The organism is Brockia lithotrophica (genome assembly GCF_003633725.1).
In the GTDB taxonomy this organism is placed as follows: Bacteria; Bacillota; Bacilli; order Thermicanales; family DSM-22653; genus Brockia; species Brockia lithotrophica.
In genome coordinates this window covers 193,541-210,634 of record NZ_RBIJ01000003.1, presented here as the reverse complement: position 1 = coordinate 210,634, position 17,094 = coordinate 193,541, and the positions used below count along the sequence as shown (strand labels likewise).

Below are 17,094 nucleotides of genomic sequence, written 5' to 3'. Positions count from 1 at the left end.
CGAGGAGGGGTGCACCGTGCACCGCACCTGGCGTGAAGCCCTGCGCGCCTTTGCGTTTTTCCTTTCCCTCGTCGCCGGGGGATCCGCCCTCTACGCCTACCGCCAGTTCGTCGGCGGAGATTTGGCAAATACGGTGTTTTACGCCTTTTCGCTCCTCGCCGCGTACGAAGCGTGGCGTGCCGCCGCCTTTCTCACCGCTCGGGCCGTCCTCTTGCCGGGTTCTCGCCCCGTATTTCACGGCGAGAGCCTTTCCCTGCAGGGAGAGGTGCGCTTTTTCCTCCCGCCGCCTCCCACGCTCTTCCTTGTGGCCCTCTCCCTCGTTTCCTTCACATCCGGCGGGAAACGCGGCGACGTCCGGACGGCGCAGTTTGCGGCCTTTCGCCGGCGTGTTCCCTTTCGGGTTTTGCTCGCAGATCTTCCCCGCGGCGCCTACCGGCTCCGCCTGCGGCTGTCTTCCGCCGCCCTTCTCTACGGGAATCGGTTCTCCCTTGCTTCTCCGGAACGCGTCGCCTACGTAGCCGTCCTCCCCGCACTGCCAGCGCGTCTGAAGGGCGCCTCCCGCGTCTCCTCCGCGGAGGCGGTTGTCGACCCCGCGGAATTCCGCCCCTATCGCGCCGGGGATCCGTTGAGCCACGTGGTGTGGAAGACCTTTGCCCGCGGTCGCGGCCTTTGGGTGCGCGGGGGCGAGGTTCGCCGTCGTCCCTTGTTTCTCCTTCTCGACCGACGTTCCCCCTCACTAGGAGGAAGCGATCGGGGGCCCAGAGGCGCGAATTCGCATCTCTCCGGGTCGGTCGAACGGATGCTGGAAGATGCCGCACGCACCCTCTTCGCCGCCGTCCGCGCCGGTCGCCCCGCTCGGGTGGCGGCTTACCCCGCCCTCCGAGCGGATGAGGCACAGGCCCTCGCCCAACTCGAAAATGCCCAAAAGGCGGGGCTCCTGCTTGCGGGGCTTCCTCGCCTCGGCTCGTCTTCTCCTTTGTCCGCTTCGCACCGGAACCTCGTTCCGGATCGCGAATGGCTCCTTCTTTCCGTACTCGCACCGGAATTCTCGCCGCAGGTAGGTACACGAGGACCGCTGCGGCGCACGGTCTTTCTTCGCGAAATGTCGACCGCGCCTAGGCTCCGCGAGGCTTCGCTCTGGGAGGCGGAAATGCGCGTATTCCGTCCGGTCCGATCCGCGTCGCGGCCGCCCTTTCGGGGACACGGGGAGGGAGGAACATGACGTCCCCGACGCCCGCACGTCGTTCTTCTCTTCTCTGCGCTCCGGAAGGTTGGCTTTTTTCCTTCGTGGAGGGGGCTTCCTTTGCGTTTTTAGGGTTTGCGGCCGTTGCGGCGCTCACCGCCTTTGGACATGTTCAGCGGGGGTACTTGGCCCACTACGCGCTCCTCTTTTTCGCCCTTGCCGTCGGCGGGCTCTGGCCGTTTCGCGTCCCTTCCTCCTTTGCGGTACGTGCCTTAGCCGGCGTTGCGGCGATCGCCTACTCCCTAGGGACCTTCCCGGGAGAACGGGGATTTTTCGCCCTCCTCCGCGAGGCAGAGGTCGGGTATGCCGCGCTCTTTTGGAGTCCAGAAGTCGCCCTTGCGCTTTGGCGGGAAGATGCGTTTCCGGCGCTTCGGACGTTCGCCTTCGACCTCACGATCGTGGGGATGTACCTCTTGGCCCTTCGCTCCCTCCGCCGCCTGGGGTTCTTTTGGGTATTCCTGACATTCGTCCTCGTGGGCGTCGGCGAGGCGTACCTCGGGTTTTCCGGAGAGGCGATCGGGCTTTCCGAGCCGCGGTTCACCTTGTGCCTTGTCGGCGCGGCCGTGCTCTACCTGCTCTCTACGGCTGAGGGATTGCGGCTCCTCGTCCCCCGTAGAGCCTTTCTCGCGTTTTTCGTATTTCTCCTCCTCGGGGCGAGCGTGCTGGGCACTGCCGCGGCTCTCCCCAAACCGCCGCCCGCGTGGGACGACCCGTGGCCGGGGCTCACGCAACGCCTCTCCGCCCGTACGGCGCGGGCTCCTGCGCCGGGGACGTCCGCCGCGGTTCACCCCTTGGGCGGCCCCTTCGTAGCCTACGGCGAGGTGCACGCGACGGTTTCTTTACCTGCGGGTTCTCCAGTTCCGACGCGTTGGCGCACCGCCGCCTACGACGTCTACACGGGAAAGGGTTGGGAGGTCGCGCCCGACGCCCCTGCCGCCCCTCTTCTCGCCGTCCCCTCGGGTCCCGGCGTCGATCTGGAGATCGTCGCCCGTCTGCGGGACGTTCCCGTTCCGGGTGTGCTCGAGCGCCCGTACGCTTCGTTTGAAGGCGCTGAACACCCCCTGTACCTCCTCGGACGCGGGGCGTGGCAGGGGGTCCCCATCGGCGTACCGTACACCGTGCGCGCCGTCCCCTACACGCCGGAATTCGAGGCGTCTCCCTTCGCACAGGCAATTCCACGTTCTACGCCGCCCCCTCCGCCGACTTCCCTCGAACTCCCCCAAGACCTTCCTCCCTCGGTGCGCGAGCTAGCCTCCCGTCTGCGCCTCGAGGCTCTCGGGGGAGATCGCCCGCCGAAGACCCCCCAAGAGGCGTGGCGCCTCGCCCGGCGCGTGCAGGCGTACCTTCGGGACGAGGGAAACTTTACCTACGAGACGTGGGACGTCCCCTTCCTACGTCCGGGCGAAGACTACGTGGCGGAGTTCCTCTTCGCGACGCGCCGCGGGTACTGCGAGCATTTTGCCTCCTCCGCCGTCGTCCTCCTTCGTGCGGCCGGAGTTCCCGCCCGCTTTGCCGTGGGGTACGGACCCGGCGAGGTGAGCTCCGATTCCCAGGGCCTGCACGTCGTCCTGCGCGACCGCGACGCCCACGCCTGGGCGGAGGTGTACCTCGAGGGGCTGGGGTTTGTCCCGCTCGAGGTCACCCCCGGGGCGCGCGTTCCTGAAGCGACGGCACGGTCTGCGGACGCGCCCGTACCGACCCCTTCGCCGTCTGCACCTGCACCGCTTCCGGAAACCGGGAAGGATACGCAGGCACCCGGGCCATCCGAAAGCAGAACCTCCTCTTCCCCGATCCCTGCGCCGGCAAGCACGTTGGTTCTCGGAGGGCTCGCCCTCGTCGTGACGGGACTCGTGGCGGGGATTGCCTTTTCCCGCCGCCGAAGGGGGAGGCGCTCGCCCCCCCTCGATCGGGAAGCGCTTCGGCGGAGGTACCGCAAGGCCCTGTGGATCGTTGGGCTGTGCGGCGGCCCCAGGGAACGCGGCGAGGCCGTAGGGGCGTATGCCGCCCGCCTACCTCGGGGAGATGTAGAAGATTCGTTTCGGCGCCTGACGCAAGCGTACCTTGCCGCCTACTACGGACCTCCGCCTCGGGAGGATGCGGAATTTCTCGCGCGCGAGCGGGAGTTTGCGGCGAGCGTACGCCGCCACCTTCCGCGCTGTCTGTGGCGGTACCTCTGCCGCGCCGTCCCCTCGTTTCGCCCCCGTCCCCCATCTTCCGTAAACTCGTAAGGAAAACCACCGTAGGGAAGGAGCACGCCCATGTCCCTCGTTACCTGCCGTTTCCGCCCGTGGGTTCTCGTCTTTACCGCCGACGAACGCCTCCTTCGCCGCCTGCGCCGGGCGGGGATCTACGCGGAGCTTCCGCTTCCGGGAGAACGCGACGACCTCCCCGCCGCCCTCGTCCTTCCCCGGACGGAGGAGGGATTTTGGACCCCGGAAGAACGCGAACTCTTTTTCCGCTTTCGCACCGCAGGGGTCCCTGTGCTGTGGGAAGAAGGAGCGGCTCCGCCGGACGGAGAGACGTTTCTTTCCGGAACGCGGGAGAACGCCTTTGTCTCGTTTTCCGACGACGAAGGGTTTTCCCAGCTCCTCGCCGCCCTTCGCGAACTCGTCGGGGGCGGGCCGGCCTACACGCCGATCGCGTTTGCCGAACGCTGCGTCGCGGAGCTTGCCGCACACCTCGGAGAAGGTCGGGCCGTCGTCGCCCTTTCCGGCGGACTCGATTCGGCGGTATCCGCTGCCCTCGTCGCCCGAGCCCTTGGGGATCGCCTTGTGCCCCTGTTCGTCGACCACGGCCTCCTGCGAGCGGGAGAGGCGGAAGAGGTTCCCGCCGCGCTCACGCAAATCCTCGGCCTTCCCGTGCGCCGGGTGGACGCGCGGGACGCCTTTCTCGCGGCGCTTCGTGGCCTCGTCGACCCGGAAGCGAAACGCCGCGCCGTAGGCGAGACGTTTATCTGCGTCTTCGAACGGGAGGTTGCCGGCATCCCGGACGTTGCGTACCTCGTGCAGGGTACGGTGTATTCCGACCTCATCGAGAGCGTGGGACGCGGAGGGGTCAAGGCGCACCACAACGTTGGGGGGTTGCCCGAACGCGTGTCCTTTACGCTCGTCGAACCCTTGCGTCCGCTCCTCAAGGACGAAGTTCGGGAGATCGCCCGCCACCTCGGCTTTCCCGCTTCCCTCGTGGAGCGCCAACCCTTTCCCGGTCCCGGCCTTGCCGTACGCGTCGTCGGCGAGGTCACCGCGGAGAGGCTTGAGCTCCTCCGGGAGGCAGACCGCATCGTGCGCGAGGAGATTGGTTCGTCGGACGTAGCCCCCACCCTCTGGCAGTACTTCGCCGTGCTTCCGGGGGTTCGAACCGTAGGGGCGAAGGACGGACGGAGGCGGGAAGGGGAAGTCGTCGCCGTCCGCGCCGTCGTTTCCGAGGAGGCGATGTCCGCCCGCGCCGCCGAACTCCCCTACGAGCTCCTGCGCAAAATCGCCCACCGGCTTACGACCGAACTTCCCGCCGTCGCTCGCGTCGTCTACGACGTCACGGACAAACCACCGGCAACGATCGAGTGGGAGTGATGCTCCTGTAGCCCGAGGCGCGAATCGGGTTGCCGGTCGCCGTCGGGGCCGATCGTCGCCTTTGTTACCTCAGGAGGGGTGCCGCTTGTCTTCTGCTTTGGAGCGCTTCTTTTCTCTGCACGAACGCGGGACGACGGTTTCCCGCGAGGTACTTGCCGGACTCACGACCTTTCTCTCCATGGCGTACGTGCTCTTCGTCGTTCCCCAGGTGCTCGGCGAGGCGGGAATGCCGCGGGAAAGCGTGTTCGTCGCTACGGCCCTTGCCGCCGCCGTCGGCACGCTCATCATGGGTCTGTATGCAAATTTTCCCGTGGCGCAGGCGCCGGGGATGGGACTCCTCGCCTTTTTCGCGTACACGGTCGTGGGGGCGATGCACATCCCCTGGCCCGTCGCCCTCGGCGCGGTGTTCGTCTCCGGCTTGCTCTTCCTCCTCCTCACGCTCACCGGACTTCGGGAGGCGATCATCGCCGCAATTCCGGAAGGGTTGAAGTCTGCGACGACGGCGGGGATCGGGCTCTTCATCGCCTTCATCGGCCTCAGGAACGGAGGCCTGGTCACCGTCGCCTCCGGCGCCAACATCCCTGTTCTCGGCGAACTTCACCGACCGGAGGCGCTCCTCACGCTCTTCGGCCTCGCGGCGACGCTCCTCCTCTACGCCCGGGGGGTGCGGGGGGCCGTCTTTTGGGGCATGGTCCTCACGGCGGCGGCCGGGATTTTCACGGGGGTGATTCCGGCTCCGCGTGGGCTTGGCGACGTGGTCGGCGCCGTTCCTTCCCTCGCCCCGACCTTCCTCAAGCTCGACTTTTCCGGACTCTGGACGCATACGACTGCCTTCCTCGCCGTCGTCCTCACGATTTTCTTCGTGGACTTCTTCGACGCGACGGGGACGCTCGTCGCCGTCGGGGAGGAGGCCGGCCTTTTGGAGGAGGGGAAGCTCAAGGGGGGCGGCCGCGCCCTCATCGCCGACGCCTCGGCGATCCTCGCCGGGGCGCTTTTGGGGACGTCTTCCACGACTTCCTACATCGAATCGGCCGCCGGCGTCGCCGCCGGGGGACGCACGGGTCTTACGGCCGTCGTCGTGGCGCTACTTTTCCTTCTGAGCCTCTTCTTCGCCCCCCTTCTCGGCGTGGTTACCCCTTCCGTGACCGCGCCGGCGCTCATCGTCGTCGGCGTGCTCATGGCCCGGGGCGTGCGCAAGATCCGGTGGGACGAGTGGGACGAGGCGGCGCCGGCGTTCTTCACCTTGATCCTCATGCCGCTCACGACGAGCATCATGAACGGCATCGCCGCCGGCGTGATCCTCTACCCCGTCCTCAAGCTTGTCCGGGGGAAGGCCCGGGAGGTACACGCTCTCCTTTGGGTACTGGGAGCGGCGTTTCTCCTGTATTTCGTCTTTCTCGTGCCTTGATCCCGTAACCGGTGCGTTCTCGTGCCTTTGCCGACGGGCTTTGGCCGCAAAACGGGTGGTGTCCTGCGACACCGCTCGTTTTCTTTACCTTGCCGAGGGTTGTTCGGCCGTTCCCTTCCCTGCTTCGCTCGTCCCCTCTTCCTTTTGGGGGACGGGACCGCGCGTCCAGGAAAAGGAGAGGCGCGTTTTGGGGGGCGACGCCTCTTCGTGGGTGAACATGCGGTAGAGGACGTAGAGGAGGGCGATCGCCAAGGAACCGACGAGCATTTCCCCGACCGTCTCGCTTTGGATGATCACCTTTCGGCCGATGGCGAAGATGAGGACGTTGAGCATGAGGACGGGACTTCGGCTGATGAGGAGGTGGGCGATTTCAAGGCCGATGATGTAGAAGAGGACGTCGGCGAGGAATTGCGGGAAGTGCGTGGAGAGTTCCCAGGTGGACACGTAGCGGTAGAGGTCGCCGAGCATCGCGATGCCTTCGAAGGTTACGGCGAGGATGATGATCACCGCAAGGGCTTCTTCGAACACCCCAATCAGGCGGACGATCGAGCGCCGCATGGAAATCCCTCCCGCGTACGATAGGCACCTGTAGCCTATCAAAAATGCGGGGGCATTGCGAACCCCCCCGTCTCCCCGGAACGGACACAACGTCGAACGTTTTCTCTTCTTCTCCCGTTCGAGTTCGCATTTTGTGCGGTAGGTGTGGTACAATACCCTGGGATTGTTCGGGGTTATTGCCGATTCCGGCGAGTTGCGGGCGCTTTCCCGCACGGCCCACCCTTTCCCCGCGGAGGGATGGAGATTGGCGCGCGTTCTCGTCATGTTGGGCAGCGCTTCGGACCTCGAGCGCGTTCGGCCGCTCCTCGACGTCTTGGCCCGCTTTGGCGAACCCGGTGACGTCCGGATCGCCTCCGCCCACCGGAATCTCGAAGATGTCCTCGCGATCGTGCGCGAAGCGGAGCGGAGCGGGGTGCGCGTGATCGTCGCCGCCGCAGGTCTAGCGGCGCACCTCCCGGGGGTGGTTGCAGGCCAAACCGTCCTCCCCGTGATCGGTCTGCCTCTCGCCGTGGGCCCGCTCCACGGCGTGGACGCGCTCTTGTCCATCGCCCAGATGCCCCCGGGCGTTCCCGTGGCGACCGTTGGGGTAAACGCCGGAGAAAACGCCGCCTACCTCGCCCTGCACATCCTCGCCTTAGAAGATCCCGAACTCGCCGCACGGCTTCGCTCGCATCGCGCCGCGCGGCGCGAGGAAATCCGCGCCCGCGATCGCGACCTTAGGCGCGAGGCGGAAGAGTAGGCGGGCGTCCGTCAACGGAAAATTCTAGGGAAAGGCGGGAGGAAGGTGCTCGCGCGCTACACGCGACCGGAAATGGCGCGCCTCTGGTCCGAAGAAAACCGGTTTCACGCGTGGTGGCGGGTAGAGCTCGCCGTACTCGAGGCGCTCGCCGAGGCGGGCGTCGTCCCCCCCGAAGACCTCGCCGTGCTCAAGCGGGAGGTGCGCATCGACCCTGCGCGCATCGCGGAAATCGAGGCGCGCACGCGCCACGACACGATCGCCTTCGTCGAGCACGTCGCCGAGCAGGTCGGCCCCGCCGGGCGATGGGTACACTACGGGCTTACGAGTGCCGATGTCGTAGACACGGCGTGGGCGCTTCTCCTCCGGGAGGCTTCCGAACTCCTCCTCGCCGAGCTCGACCGCCTTTTGCAGCTCCTCAGGGATATGTCCCTCACCTACCGCGGCGTTCCCATCCTCGGCCGTACCCACGGGAAGGCGGCGGAACCGACGACCTTCGGCCTCAAGCTCCTCGGCTTTTACGACGAGCTCCGCCGCGGCGAAGAACGCCTGCGGGCGGCGGCGCGGCGTGCGGCGCGGGGGAAGATCGCCGGTCCCGTAGGGACGTTTTCCCACCTTCCCCCGGAAATCGAAGAGGCGGCGCTGCGGCGCCTCGGCCTCGAGCCGGCGCCTGCGGCGACGCAGGTCCTCCCGCGCGACACCTTTGCCGAATACCTCGCCGCCCTCGCGCTTCTGGGCACATCCCTCGAACACCTCGCCGTGGAAATGCGCCATCTCGCCCGGAGCGAAGTGGAGGAGGTGGAGGAGGGCTTTTCCCCTGGCCAGAAGGGTTCGTCGGCGATGCCGCACAAGCGAAACCCAGTGGGCTTCGAAAACGTCTCCGGCCTGGCGCGCCTTCTTCGGGGCTACATGCTCGCCGCGTTCGAAAACGTCCCCCTCTGGCACGAACGGGACATTTCCCACTCCTCCGTAGAACGCGTGATCTTTCCCGACGCGACGACGGTCCTTCACTACATGCTCTGGCGCACGCGTGAACTCCTCGTACACCTCAAGGTCGACCCAACACGGATGCGGGAAAACCTGCGGCGCACGGGCGGCCTGTTTGCCTCCTCCCTCCTCCTCGACCTCCTCGTCGCCCAAGGAATCCGCCGCGAGGATGCGTACGCGCGCCTTCAGGAGCTCGCCTTTCGCGCCCTCGAGGGGCCGCCGTCGTTTCTCCGGCGCATCCTCGAGGATTCCGCACTCCGCGCTGCGGTAGAACGCGTCTTTCCCGAGGTCGCCTCGGGGGGCGAGGCGGAGGCGGAAGAGCGCTTTTTCGACGCCCTCGTGCGGCACTTCCTCCGCCACGAAGCGGAGCGGTACCGCCGCGTTTTGGGGCCGACGTTCGCGGAGGGAGAGGCGTAGCGCCCCTTTTTCCGCCCAATAGACGCCCTTCAGGAGGGATCCCGATGGACGAGCACAACTCCGCCCACACCGGTGCCGCAGAACCCCGCGGGACGCCCCTCTACGCGGGGAAGAGCAAAAAGGTCTTCGCCGCGGACGATCCCGACCGCGTGCGCGTCGTCTTTACCGACGCCGTGACGGCGGGGGACGGCGCGAAACGCGAGGAGTTTCCGGGAAAGGGGGAGCTCGCGGCCCGGACGAGCGCGCTTCTCTTCCGCGCCTTGGCCGCCAAGGGGATACGGACGCACTTCCTGCGCGAACTCGCGCCGGTGGAGCACCTCGTGCGCCGCGTCCGCATCATTCCCTTGGAGGTCGTCGTGCGCTTCCTCGCCACGGGGTCTTTGAGCCGTCGCTTGGGCATTCCGGAGGGACAACCGCTTCCTTTTCCGCTCGTGGAGCTCTACTACAAGTCGGACGAACTCGGAGATCCTTTGCTTACGGAAGACCACGTCGCCCTTCTCGGCCTCGCGTCCCCGGAAGTCGTCCGGTACCTCAAGGACGAGGCGAGGCGCGCCGCGGAGGCGCTTCGAGAGATCTTTGCCGCCGTCGACCTCGTCCTCGTGGACGTGAAGTTCGAGTTTGGGGAAACTTCCGACGGAGAGATCGTCCTCGCCGACGAACTCTCGCCCGATTCCATGCGCATTTGGACGAAGGAAGGCGAGCGGCTCGACAAAGACCGTTTTCGCCGCGACTTGGGCGACCTCCTCGAAGGGTACGCCTTCGTCTACCGGCGCCTAGCAGAACGGTTTCCCGAATTTGCCTCGCCGTAAGAAGCCGGGCGACGCCCAAACGATACATACGGAGGGACGCGAGGATGGCAGAGGTTGAGCGCACTCCGCAGGAGGAGACGACCGCCGCGAAGATCGCCGCCGCCCTCAAGGAGATCCTCACATCCGAGCACATGAGCTACCGCCATACGAAACGCCTTTTGGCTCTTTTGCCGCGCGAGGGTCCCCACGTCCTTGCCGGGCCGGGCGAGGGCGCGGGTGTGGTAGCTGCGGACGGAAACGCGGCTGCGTTTAAGATCGAGAGCCACAACCACCCGTCCAAAATCGACCCCTACGCCGGGTCGGCCACGGGAATCGGCGGCCTGTACCGGGACGTCTTTACGATGGGGGCGGAGCCGCGGCTCGCCGCAGCGCTCCTCCGCGTTGGCCCCGCGCACCTGGCAGAAGAAGTGGAGTTCACGCGTACGCTCGTCCGGGGCTTTGCGGAGTACGTCGCCGAATTCGGCGTCGGCGAGGGTGCGTACGTAGAGTACGCCGCGGATCCTTCCTACGCGGCAAACCCGCTCGTCAACGTCTTCGCCTTGGGCGAAATCGTAGGCCCCCGCCTTTCCGCGCGCGGCGGGCGGGACGGGGACGTGCTCGTGTACGCGGGTCGCCCCGTGGACGGTGCGGGGTACGAAGCGGCGGCCTTTGCCTCCCGCGCCTTCGCCTCCGAAGAGGCGCTGCCTCCCGAAGCCGAAGGGGATTCCGCCGATGCCCCGCCCCTCGTTCCCCCTGCGGATCCGCGGATGGGTCGGCGCGTGATGGACGCCTTGCTCGCCGCCGCCCGCCGCGGGTGGGTCGTCGCCGTGCAGGACATGGGTGCAGGGGGTGTGGCGGGTTCGGCCGCCGAGCTCGCAAGCCGCGGCCCGGGCGGGGTCGTCCTCGACCTCGAACACGTTCCTCGCATGCGGGATTTCCCCCCGGAGGTCCTCCTTCTCGCGGAAACGCAGGAACGGGTGCTCGTCGTAGCCGATCCGGCACACGTCGAGGAACTTCTCGACCACTTCCGCACGCATCAGGTGCCGGCGGCCGTCGTGGGGCGCCTCGTTTCCTCCGGCACGTTTGCCGTCCGTCGGGGCGATGCCCTACTCGCGGAGGTTCCTCTGGCGGAGCTCACGGATGTCGCTCCCGTCGTGCGCGAGGACGTGCTCGCCTCCGTCCGGGCGGCCGAAGAGGTGCGGGAAGCCGTACCGCAAGGTTCCCCCGATGCGCGTCCGGAGCGGGCGGAAGAGGAGCTCGTGTTTCCTGAGGAGCGCGAACTCCTCGCCCAAATTGGCCTCGTGTTCCTTGACGCTTCGACGGTTCGTGATCTCCTCCAACGCTACTTCACCTCGCCCCGCTTTCCGCGGCGCCTCGTCCGGAGGAGAGAGAAGGTGCGGCCTGATGGCGGGAAAGGGGCGGAGCCTCCTTTGCGGGGGTGGGCCTTCGACGACGTAGCCTTCGTGGACGTGGGCTCCGAACCTCCCGCCGCATGGGGGATGAGCGGGGCAGGGGAGGGGAACGCCTTTGCGTTGGACGCCTACGGTGCCGCCCAGATGGCCGTCTTTGCCGCCCTCCGTTCCCTCGCGGTACGCGGCCTTACGCCGCTCGGACTTTCGGACAACCTGAACTTTGGCTCCCCGGAGCGAGACGACGTCTACCGCTCGCTCGTCGAGACGGTTCTCGGGTTTTCCGCCGCGGCGCGCGCTGCTTCGGTGCCTTTCGTGAGCGGCAACGTAAGCCTGTACAACGAGACGGCGGAACGGGGGATTCTTCCTACCCCGCTCCTCGTAGCCTTTGGTTCTTCGCCGCGCCCCGCCGTTCCCGGAACGTGGGATGAGGAAGCGGTAGACGAAGCGGCCCCTGTCTTCTTGGTAGGAAGCGGTCCCTTGCGCCTCCTTCCCTTCCTCGCCGCGGCCTACGGAGCGGAGGAACTCCGCGCGCGGGCGGGGGAAATCCTCGCGCGCGTGAGCCGAATCCCCCTGGCGCCGCAACGCGAAGGGGAAGAGCGCCTGCGCAGCGCACTCGCGCGCCTGTACGCCGACGGCTCCTTCCGCCACGGGATTCTCGCGGCGCGTGCCGTCCGCGAAGGCGGAGCCCTCGGCGCGCTTCTCCAGATGGCGACCTCTTCGGGAAGCGGCGTCGCCCTCGGCGAGGTCGGGGGCACGGCGTTAGAAGGTTTGGCCCTTCTCTTTGGCGAAGGGGCCTACGGCGTGTTCGTCGTCAGGCGGGCGGCCGCAGACGATTTCTGCGCGCGGGCGCGCGGCGAGGGCCTCCGGGCAATCCCCTTGGGGGAGGTGCGGCGGGAGGGCGTGGAAATCGGCGGGATTTCCGTGCGCCTCGGGCCGGAGGAAATCGGAGGTTGGCTCTCCCGCGAGCTCGCCCTCCTCGGCCTCGTGTCTCCCCCGTCCTCCTCGGGAGACGACCGCGAGCCTTCTCGGGAGGGGGAAACGCCGTGAAAGGCGGGGGGCTTTTCGCCCTCTACTTGCCCCCGATCGGGGGAGAGGAGGGGGCGCCGTCGGCCGCCGAAGACCTCCAACTCCTCGCCTCGCGCGCCGTTCACGCCCTCCTACACCGCGGCGGGCGCGTCCTCGGGCTCACCCCCGCCGAGCGTCGCGTTTCCGTCCCCGAGGCCGACGCAGGGGTGCCCGGACGGGGCGGTGGGAGCGGTGCGACCGTGGGGGTCGGCGGGTGTTCCCCCGTCCGCCTGGAAGGCGGTGCGCTAGGGACTTTGGCGCTCGTGCTCGCCGAAGGCGGCGGGTGGATCGACGTTCCGACCACAGACGGCGCATCGGGCGAGGGAGCCGTCGCCTACCTCGGGGCGCTACCTCCTGAAGAGGCCGAGGGCGTCCGTTCCGTCCTTGCGGGCCGCTCCGAGGCCGCCGCTCTGCCTGCACCCTTTGCGGCCGTAATGGTGGCCCGGGACGGGCTTTCCGCCGTCCGCGACGCCACCGGCGTTTATCCTCTCTTCGTGGGGCGCAAGGGGGATCTCGTAGCGCTGGCGAGCGAGACGTCTCCTTTGGAAGCCTTGGGATTTTCCGTCTCGGAAGTTCGTGCCGGACAGGTGAGCCGCTGGCGCTGGAACGGAAGCGAGGTTCGCTACATCCCACGCCCTCTCCCTGGGGAGGCGGGATCTCGAGGCGAGGCGCATCCCTTTGCCCGCGGCGTATGCGCCTTCGAGCTTTTGTACATCTCCCGGCCCGACAGCCGCTTTTTCGGCACGAGCCTGTACGCGGCGCGGAAGCGCCTGGGAGAGGAGTTGGCCCGCCAGGCGCCCGCAGAGGCGGATATGGTGGTGTACGCCCCGGATACGGCCTTTCCCCAAGCGCTCGGGTACGCCCAGACCCTCGGACTTCCGCTCGAAGGGGTGCTCGTAAAGTCTCCTGCCGCACCCCGCAGCTTCCTCCTCGCCCAAGGGGAACGGGACGCTGTCCTCGAGGCCAAGTTCGCTCTCGTCCGCGAGCTCGTGCACGGAAAGCGCCTCGCCCTCGTGGACGATTCGCTCGTGTACGGTTCTACCGCGGCGCGCCTCCTCAAGCTCTTGCGCGACGCGGGGGCGCGCGCGGTTCACGTCCGCATCGCCTCGCCTCCGGTGACCGCGCCTTGCGTATACGGATTCTTTGGCCCAGAACCCCCGCCCATGGGCGCGATGTCCTCCGAGGAACTCGCCGCGCGCATCGGCGCGGATTCCCTCGCCTACCTCGACTTCGAAACCTTTGCCTCCCTTTTCCCCCGGGGAAGCGTGTGCACGGCCTGCCTCGTTCCGAGGAACGGATAGGTGCGGGCGAACCGAACGTTCAGTGAGGAGGTACGAGCGATGGAGCGGGCACGCGAATCGGGTTCCGCCGAAGCCTACCGCCGCGCCGGCGTCGACCTCGATCGGGGTGCGGAGGTCGTCCGACGCGTCGCCAAACTCGTCCGAGGGACGCACGGACCGGAAGTCTTGCGCGGCATCGGCGCCTTTGCCGGTGCGATCCGCCTTCCGGAGGGGCTCGACGACCCCGTGCTCTTCGCCTCGGCCGACGGCGTGGGTACGAAACTCCTTCTCGCCCAGGCCCACGGTCGGCTCGAGGTTGCCGGCTGGGACCTCGTGGCGATGAACGTGAACGACCTGGCGGCGGAGGGGGCACGGCCGCTCTTCTTCCTCGACTACGTGGCCATGGGGCGCCTCGACCCCGACGCAATCGAACGCCTCGTTGCGGGCATGGTCGACGCCCTACGCGAGGTCGGAGCAGTTCTTCTAGGGGGCGAAACCGCCGAACTCCCGGGGATGCTTCCGGAAGGATCCCTCGAGCTCGCGGGATTTGCGGTGGGCGTCGCCTCCCGCGCCTCCCTCGCGCGGCCGACGCCGGTTGCCGGCGACCTGCTCGTGGGCCTCGCGAGTTCCGGCTTTCACGCAAACGGCTACAGCCTGCTCCGCGCCCTCCTCGCCCGCGACCCAAACCTCTTCACCCCCGACGAGCTCCTTATGCCGACGCGGCTCTACGTCCGTCAGGCCGCGGCGGCTTTTGCCGCAGGTGCCAAGGCCGCCGCACACATCACCGGCGGGGGGTTTCCCGAAAACCTCGCCCGCGTGTTTCCTTCCACGCTCGCGGCGGAAGTCGTGCTCGGCGCGTGGGAAGTTCCCGAAGTCTTTCGGCGCGCGCAGGCGGCCGCAAACCTCGAGGACCGCGAGACATACACCGTGTGGAATCAGGGGATCGGCTTCGTCTTCGTCGTCCCTCCGGAACGCCTCGGCGACGTGCGGCAGGCCCTCGAAGCCCTCGGGGAAAGGCCGGTCGTCCTCGGACGCCTCGTAGAACGGGATCGCGGTGGGGAAGAGGCCGCCGTGCGTTTCCGGTACGGCGGGGAGCTTCCCGTGTAACCGCCTTCGCAGCCCCGCCTCGGCGTTCGCGCGATGCGGCGGGAAGCGTCGAAGAGGAAGAATTCGGGGAGGGGGAACTTGTGTCTGAAGAAGAACGCGCCGAACGCCTCGAGATCCCGCCGGAGTGGCACCCGGGAGCGGAGCCGGTGCCTGTCGCCGTCTTCGCCTCGGGGGAGGGATCCAACGCCGTACAACTCGTCCGGAAAGAAGGGGTCTACCGCGTCGTGGCACTCGTGAGCGACCGGCCCGAAGCCCCCGTTGTGCGGAAGTTTCGCCGCCTGGGACGGGCGGTCTTCGCCCGGTCGGTGCGCGACTTTCCCGACAAGGCAGCCTTTGAGGAGGCAATTCTCGCCTTTTTGCGCCCCTTCGCCCCGCGGTGGCTCGTCCTCGCGGGGTACATGCGCCTCGTAGGACCTACGCTCCTCGGCGCCTATCCTTGGAGAATCCTCAACCTCCATCCCGCTCTCCTCCCCGCCTTTCCGGGAAAGGACGCCGTCGGGCAGGCTCTCGCCTACGGCGTCAAGGTGACCGGAACGACCGTCCACCTCGTGGACCAGGGCGTGGATACGGGCCCGATCGTCGCCCAGCGCCCCGTGGACGTGCGGCCTACGGACACTCCGGAGACGTTGGCGGCGCGGATCAAGCGCGTTGAGCACCGCCTCTACCCGGCCGTGCTCTCCCGGATTCTCCGCGAAGGGCTCGTCCTCGAAGGCCGGCGCGTACGCTTCTTGCGAGAAGGAGAACCCGAAACTTAGGTGTCGTGCGGATCGTTTTGCGGCCTTCGCTCTCCCGCACAGGCGAAGGCAAAAAGAGCGAGAAATAAAGGAGGTTCGGACATGCCCGTACGCCGCGCGCTCATGAGCCTCTACACGAAGCCGCCGTATCTCCCCTTTGCCCGAGAACTGGTGCGTCGGGGCGTAGAACTTTACGCTTCTGGGGGCACGGCGGCCTACCTGCGGGAGGCTGGGCTCCCCGTGATCTCCCTCGATACGTTGACCGGCTTTTCTGAGCTCTTGGGAGGGCGCGTGAAGACCTTGCACCCTCGCGTGTTTGCGGGAATCCTCGCACGCCCCACGTCCGAAGACCTCTCTTCCGTAGAGGCGGCGGGAGGCGTACCGTTCGACCTCGTCGTCGTCGACCTCTACCCGTTTGAGGACGCGCGGGACAAGGGCTTGCGCGGCGAGGAACTCGTCGAACTCGTGGACATCGGTGGCGTCGCCCTCCTCCGCGCCGCGGCGAAGGCCCACGCGCGCGTCTTCGTCGTCTCTTCTCCTGCGGACGTCTCCCTCGCCCTCGAAGGTCTCGACGCCCCTCCGGAGCGCGCCCTCGCCGTACGTCGCGCGCTCGCCGAACGCGCGTTTCGCCGTACGGCCTTCTACGATTTGGCCATTGCCTACGCCTTTCGCGAAGGCCGCTTCGGGGAACTGGGGACGGCTTCCCCCGCGGAAAAACCCGAAAACGAAGGGGCGCAGGAGGAAAGCGCCCCACTTCCTTGGGAAGAGGTTCTCGCTGCCGGAGGGGCAGCGGCCCTTCCGGGCGGTGCGGCTTCGGAACCTCCCTCGCCCCTGCCGCGGTCGATCGTCGTCTGGGGTGTAGAAGGAAAAGAGCTCCGCTACGGCGAAAACCCCCATCAGCGCGGTGCGTTTTTCCGCCTCGCCGGAGCTTCGGGGCCTTCCCTGGCCGATCTCCGACTCTTGAGTGGGAAGCCCCTTTCGTACACGAACTACCTCGACGTCGAACGCGCCCTGCGCCTCCTCGCCGACCTTGAGGCGGAATTTTCCGCTCCGGCCGCAGTCGTCTTCAAACACGCCTCGCCCGCGGCGGCGGCGATCGGCGCGGACGTCCTCGAAGCGTACCGCCGGGCGCACGACGCCGACCCCGTGTCCATCTTCGGCGGCGTCGTGGCCGTAAACCGGCCCGCCGACGAGGCGCTCGTACAGGCGTTGGCGGAGATCTTCCTCGACGTCGTCCTCTTTCCGGAGGGGACGGACCTCGACCTCCTCGAGCCCCTCACGCGCAAGAAAAACCTGCGCGTCTTCGTGTACCCCCGCGACTTCCTCCGTCCCGCGGAAGACCTCGACCTTCGGAGCGTCCGGGGAGGGCTTCTCCTCTCCGTACGCGAACGGCGCGCGCCTTCCTTCCGCACCGTGGGCGCCCATCCGGTCCCGGAGGAGCTCTGGCCGAGCCTGCGCCTTGCCTGGACGGTGTCCGCCCACGTGACGTCGAACGCCATCGTCCTCGCCCGAGACGGAGTTACGGTGGGGGTAGGTGCGGGACAGCCCAACCGCGTGGGTTCGGCGGAAATCGCCCTGCGCCAGGCCGGCGAGCGCGCCCGCGGCGCCGTCCTCGCCTCGGACGGATTTTTGCCCTTTCCCGATACCGTAGAGCTCGCCCGCGCCGCGGGCGTACGGGCGATCGTCCAGCCCGGCGGTTCCGTACGCGATGCGGAAGTCATTCAGGCTGCCGATGCGGCCGGCATTGCCATGGTCTTCACGGACGTCCGCGTCTTTCGCCACTGATCACG

At 67.6% G+C, this 17,094-nt stretch carries 13 protein-coding genes; 12 read left to right on the top strand and 1 reads right to left on the bottom strand.

Annotation, left to right across the window (positions count from 1 at the left end):
- Positions 1–16 precede the first annotated feature (16 nt).
- The 4 genes from C7438_RS06230 (at position 17) to C7438_RS06215 (ending at position 6,220) form a co-directional block, all read left to right on the top strand.
- Complete coding sequence (locus C7438_RS06230) at positions 17–1,222, top strand: DUF58 domain-containing protein (protein ID WP_170143606.1); 1,206 nt, start codon at positions 17–19, stop codon at positions 1,220–1,222.
- Positions 1,219–3,471: a transglutaminase-like domain-containing protein gene (locus C7438_RS06225; protein ID WP_121444488.1), complete on the top strand. Its 2,253-nt coding sequence runs from the start codon at positions 1,219–1,221 to the stop codon at positions 3,469–3,471. The genes C7438_RS06230 and C7438_RS06225 overlap by 4 nt, the downstream gene beginning before the upstream one ends.
- 30 nt (positions 3,472–3,501) lie before the next feature.
- Entirely contained in the window at positions 3,502–4,812 is a 1,311-nt protein-coding gene (gene guaA, locus C7438_RS06220; RefSeq protein WP_121444487.1) for a glutamine-hydrolyzing GMP synthase, read from the top strand.
- Positions 4,813–4,897: 85 nt separating this feature from the next.
- Entirely contained in the window at positions 4,898–6,220 is a 1,323-nt protein-coding gene (locus C7438_RS06215; protein ID WP_245956532.1) for an NCS2 family permease, read from the top strand.
- An 84-nt stretch (positions 6,221–6,304) separates the two neighbouring features.
- Here the strand turns inward: C7438_RS06215 and C7438_RS06210 are convergent, their stop codons facing one another.
- Positions 6,305–6,778, bottom strand: a complete 474-nt coding sequence (locus C7438_RS06210; RefSeq protein ID WP_121444486.1) for a hypothetical protein — start codon at positions 6,776–6,778, stop codon at positions 6,305–6,307.
- A 244-nt stretch (positions 6,779–7,022) separates the two neighbouring features.
- Here C7438_RS06210 and purE point away from each other — a divergent pair, with 244 nt between their 5' ends.
- The 8 genes from purE (at position 7,023) to purH (ending at position 17,089) form a co-directional block, all read left to right on the top strand.
- Positions 7,023–7,517 carry a 5-(carboxyamino)imidazole ribonucleotide mutase gene (gene purE / locus C7438_RS06205; RefSeq protein WP_121444485.1) on the top strand — a complete coding sequence of 165 codons (495 nt, stop codon included), beginning with the start codon at positions 7,023–7,025 and terminating at the stop codon, positions 7,515–7,517.
- 45 nt (positions 7,518–7,562) lie between these two features.
- Positions 7,563–8,918: an adenylosuccinate lyase gene (purB, locus tag C7438_RS06200; protein WP_121444484.1), complete on the top strand. Its 1,356-nt coding sequence runs from the start codon at positions 7,563–7,565 to the stop codon at positions 8,916–8,918.
- Between the two features lie 44 nt (positions 8,919–8,962).
- Positions 8,963–9,727, top strand: a complete 765-nt coding sequence (purC, locus tag C7438_RS06195) for a phosphoribosylaminoimidazolesuccinocarboxamide synthase (RefSeq protein WP_121444483.1) — start codon at positions 8,963–8,965, stop codon at positions 9,725–9,727.
- 44 nt (positions 9,728–9,771) lie between these two features.
- The gene (locus C7438_RS06190) at positions 9,772–12,165 is read left to right on the top strand and encodes an AIR synthase related protein (RefSeq protein ID WP_121444482.1); all 2,394 of its coding nucleotides are present in this window, start codon (positions 9,772–9,774) and stop codon (positions 12,163–12,165) included.
- Entirely contained in the window at positions 12,162–13,484 is a 1,323-nt protein-coding gene (locus C7438_RS06185) for an amidophosphoribosyltransferase (RefSeq protein ID WP_121444481.1), read from the top strand. The genes C7438_RS06190 and C7438_RS06185 overlap by 4 nt, the downstream gene beginning before the upstream one ends.
- A gap of 39 nt (positions 13,485–13,523) precedes the next feature.
- Positions 13,524–14,570: a phosphoribosylformylglycinamidine cyclo-ligase gene (gene purM, locus C7438_RS06180; RefSeq protein ID WP_121444480.1), complete on the top strand. Its 1,047-nt coding sequence runs from the start codon at positions 13,524–13,526 to the stop codon at positions 14,568–14,570.
- An 80-nt stretch (positions 14,571–14,650) separates the two neighbouring features.
- The gene (purN, locus tag C7438_RS06175) at positions 14,651–15,325 is read left to right on the top strand and encodes a phosphoribosylglycinamide formyltransferase (RefSeq protein ID WP_211322105.1); all 675 of its coding nucleotides are present in this window, start codon (positions 14,651–14,653) and stop codon (positions 15,323–15,325) included.
- A gap of 81 nt (positions 15,326–15,406) precedes the next feature.
- Entirely contained in the window at positions 15,407–17,089 is a 1,683-nt protein-coding gene (gene purH / locus C7438_RS06170; protein WP_121444479.1) for a bifunctional phosphoribosylaminoimidazolecarboxamide formyltransferase/IMP cyclohydrolase, read from the top strand.
- Positions 17,090–17,094: the final 5 nt, after the last annotated feature.